The organism is Caulobacter sp. P1_B12_2 (assembly GCF_056406675.1).
Genome location: NZ_JBFTZS010000509.1, coordinates 1 through 3,016 on the forward strand (window position 1 = coordinate 1; position 3,016 = coordinate 3,016).

3 protein-coding genes are annotated in these 3,016 nt (G+C 68.6%); all 3 read left to right on the top strand.

The window, feature by feature from the left end; all coding sequences use genetic code 11:
* Positions 1–57: 57 nt before the first annotated feature.
* Positions 58–432, top strand: a complete 375-nt coding sequence (locus AC1DZ6_RS22365; RefSeq protein ID WP_477099321.1) for a nuclear transport factor 2 family protein — start codon at positions 58–60, stop codon at positions 430–432.
* A 68-nt stretch (positions 433–500) separates the two neighbouring features.
* Complete coding sequence (locus tag AC1DZ6_RS22370) at positions 501–2,090, top strand: alkaline phosphatase D family protein (RefSeq protein ID WP_477099322.1); 1,590 nt, start codon at positions 501–503, stop codon at positions 2,088–2,090.
* 91 nt (positions 2,091–2,181) lie between these two features.
* The coding region (locus AC1DZ6_RS22375) for a DNA gyrase subunit A (RefSeq protein WP_477099323.1) at positions 2,182–3,016 on the top strand (835 nt) is incomplete at its 3' end.

Genomic DNA, 3,016 nt, shown 5'->3' on the forward strand with positions numbered 1-3,016 from the left:
ACATATGTGCATATGTAAATGCGTTCGCCGCCGACGCAAGCCGCATGGAGAGACCCTATGGACGACGCCGTCAAAGTTCTTGAAGGGCTCTACGATCGCTTCAATGCGCGGGACATCGACGGCGTGCTGAGCCAGCTCACCGACGATGTCGCCTGGGCCAACGGCATGGACGGCGGCCATGTCCATGGCCGTGAGGCGGTGCGCGCCTACTGGACCCGCCAGTGGGCCGTGGTCAGTCCGCACGTCGAACCCGTGGACTTTCATCGCACCGCCGATGGCGCGATCGTCGCGGAGGTCCGGCAGACCATCCGCGATCTCGACGGCAAGCCGCTGGAGGGGCAGGCCCACGGGCTGAAGGACAAGACGGTCGGACWCGTCTTCCGTTTCCGGGAGGGCAGGGTGGCGCGCTTCGACATCCAGGACGCCGCCTAGCGCCAGAGGGCCGGACGAACCGTCACAATGCGGCGCTATCGGGCAGGGACCCCAGTGGAGTCCCGCCCATGTCCGTTGTCCTCGACCGCTACGCCCTGAACCGCCGCCGTCTGCTCAAGACCTTCGGGGCCTCGGCCGTGACGGCCATGGCCATCCCGCTGATCGGCAACCAGGCCTTCGCCCAGGCGGTGTTCGCGCAGTATCCGTTCCAGCTGGGCGTGGCCTCGGGCGACCCGTGGCCGGACGGCTTCGTGATCTGGACGCGCCTGGCGCCCGAGCCGTTCGAGATCGGCTACGGCATGCCCACGGCCCCGGTCGCGGTGGACTGGGAAGTGGCCGCCGATCGCGGCTTCAAGACCGTGGTCGCCAAGGGAACCGCCGTGGCGACGCCCGAGCTGGGCCACAGCGTCCACGTCGAGGTCGCGGGCCTGGAGGCCGGCCGCGACTATTGGTACCGCTTCACGGCCGGCAAGGAGCGCAGCCTGACGGGCCGGGCCCGCACCGCTCCCGCCGCCGGCGCCGCCCTGGACCGCGCCCGCTTCGCCGTCGTCGGCTGCCAACACTATGAGAGCGGCTACTACACGGCCTATCGCAAGATGGCGCAGGACGCCCCGGACTTCGTGTTCCACTACGGCGACTACATCTACGAAGGGCGGGGCGCCCGGCTGTCGAACGGCGCCGACGGCCCGCGCGAGACCGTCCGCCAGCACTTCGGCGGCGAGATCTACGCCCTGGACGACTACCGCCGCCGCTACGCCCAGTACAAGATGGACGCCGACCTGCAGGCCGCCCACGCCGCCGCCCCATGGTTCGTGGTCTGGGACGATCACGAGACGGACAACAACTGGGTCGGCGACACCGACCAGGACGGCACCGATCCCAAGATCTTCAACCTGCGCCGGGAAGCCGCCGCCCAAGCCTATTACGAGAACATGCCGCTGCGGGCCTCGTCCTTCCCGGCCGGGACGTCGATCCAGATCTATCGCCGCGCCGCCTGGGGGAAACTGCTGGAGCTGAACCTGCTGGACACCCGCCAGTTCCGCACCGACCAGCCGTGCGGCGACAAGCAGGTGGTTTGCGCCACCCTCGACCGGGCCGACGCCGAGGTGGTGGGCGCCAAGCAGGAGAAGTGGCTGATCGACGGCCTGACCGCGTCGAAGGCGACCTGGAACGTCCTGGCCCAGCAGGTGATGATGATGGATCTGGACCGCGCGCCCGGTCCGGACGTGGTGGTCAATCCCGACAGCTGGGCCGGCTATCGCACCCCGCGCAACCGCCTGCTCAAGCAGATCCGCGACCGCAAGATCGCCAACGCCGTGGTCCTGACCGGCGACGAGCACCAGAACTTCGCCGGCGAGCTCTTCCTGGACGGCGCCCATCCCGACGCCCGGCCGATCGCCACGGAGTTCGTCACGACCTCGATCTCGTCGGGCGGAGACGGCGTCGACCAGACGCCGGCCTATGCCGCGATCCAGGCCGCCAACCCGCAGCTGAAGTTCAACAACAGCCAGCGCGGCTATACGATCTGCGACGTGACGCCGCAGCGCTGGGTCACCGAGTTCAAGGTGCTGGACGCCATCAGCCGCCGCGACGGCGTGCTGACCACGCGCAAGAAACTGGCGATCGAGGCGGGCGATCCGCGTCTGGTCGAGGCCTGAGTCCGGGGAGGGGGAACAAAAGGCGTTCAGAGGGAGGATTTGCCGCGCGGGATTGGCTAGTGTGGCCGTTCACGCGTAACGAATCTCCCAGATGAACAAACCAGTCCTCCCCCCTGGCGGTCCCGGCGACGGCGATCGCATTCTCGACGAACCGCTGAGCGAAGCGCTTTCCAAGCGCTACCTGGCCTATGCGCTGTCGACGATCGGCTCGCGGGCCCTGCCCGACGTGCGCGACGGCCTCAAGCCCGTGCACCGCCGCGTGCTGCACGCCATGAACAACATGCGCCTCAACCCCGAAGGCGGCGCGCGCAAGTGCGCCAAGGTCGTCGGCGAGGTGATGGGCAACTTCCACCCGCACGGCGACCAGTCGATCTACGACGCCCTGGTCCGCCTGGCCCAGGACTTCTCCCAGCGCGTGCCGCTGGTCGACGGCCAGGGCAACTTCGGCAATATCGACGGCGATAACCCCGCCGCCATGCGCTACACCGAGTGCAAGATGACCGCCGCGGCCATGCTGCTGCTGGACGGCATCGACGAGGACGCGGTCGACTTCAAGCCGTCCTATGACGGCCAGGACGAGGAGCCGGTGGTCCTGCCGTCGGGCTTCCCGAACCTGCTGGCCAACGGCTCGTCGGGCATCGCCGTGGGCATGGCCACCTCGATCCCGCCGCACAATCCGGCCGAGCTGATCGACGCCTGCCTGCTGCTGCTCTCCAAGCCCGAGGCGACCACCGCCGAGATCCTGGAGCGCGTGCCGGGCCCGGACTTCCCGACCGGCGGCGTGATCGTCGAATCCCGCGAGAGCCTGCTGGAGACCTACGAGACCGGTCGCGGCGGCGTGCGCACCCGCGCCAAGTGGGAGAAGGAAGACACCGGTCGCGGCACCTACCAGATCGTCGTCACCGAGATCCCGTACCAGGTGAAGA

Coding starts and splice junctions, on each gene's coding strand:
- AC1DZ6_RS22370 (WP_477099322.1), top strand. CDS start 501: ATGTCCGTTGTCCTCGACCGCTACGCCCTGAACCGCCGCCGTCTGCTC.